1 protein-coding gene and 1 pseudogene are annotated in these 438 nt (G+C 60.7%); both read right to left on the reverse strand.

Going from position 1 to position 438, the window contains the following annotated elements; genetic code table 11:
- A pseudogene (locus tag ALO43_RS18755) lies at positions 1-237 on the reverse strand (phosphonate ABC transporter, permease protein PhnE); the annotation flags it as partial.
- On the reverse strand, positions 234-438 hold a 205-nt coding region (locus ALO43_RS29230; RefSeq protein WP_412778925.1), incomplete at its 5' end, for a PhnE/PtxC family ABC transporter permease. The pseudogene ALO43_RS18755 and the gene ALO43_RS29230, both read right to left, overlap by 4 nt.

Genomic DNA, 438 nt, shown 5'->3' on the forward strand with positions numbered 1-438 from the left:
GGCAGCCAGCAACGTGCCAAGTGCCGACATGGCCAGCGTTTCCAGAGCGCCCTGGCCGATTGCCTGCAAATGCTCACTGCTGAGGTCCGGGCTCATGAAGCGCAATGCGTAACGGCCCATCTGCGTCAGGTTGTCGTGACTGCCCAGGGTGAACAGGTCCAGCCCGAGGTACACAAACGATGCGATCACTGCCGTAACCATCGCCAGCAACAGCAGCAGGTTGCCCGTGCGCTTCATATGAACCGCCTGCGCAACAGGCGACTGAGCTGATCAGCGAGCAGCACCAGCAACAAGAAGGTCAGCAGCATGCTTGCCACCTCATCGCCTGCGAACATACGCATCGACAGGTCGATCTGCTGACCCAGTCCGCCTGCTCCGACGAAACCCATGACCACCGAAGCGCGCACAGCGCACTCCCAGCGGTACACAGTGTAGGAA

The organism is Pseudomonas tremae, from assembly GCF_001401155.1.
Lineage (GTDB): Bacteria > Pseudomonadota > Gammaproteobacteria > Pseudomonadales > Pseudomonadaceae > Aquipseudomonas > Aquipseudomonas tremae.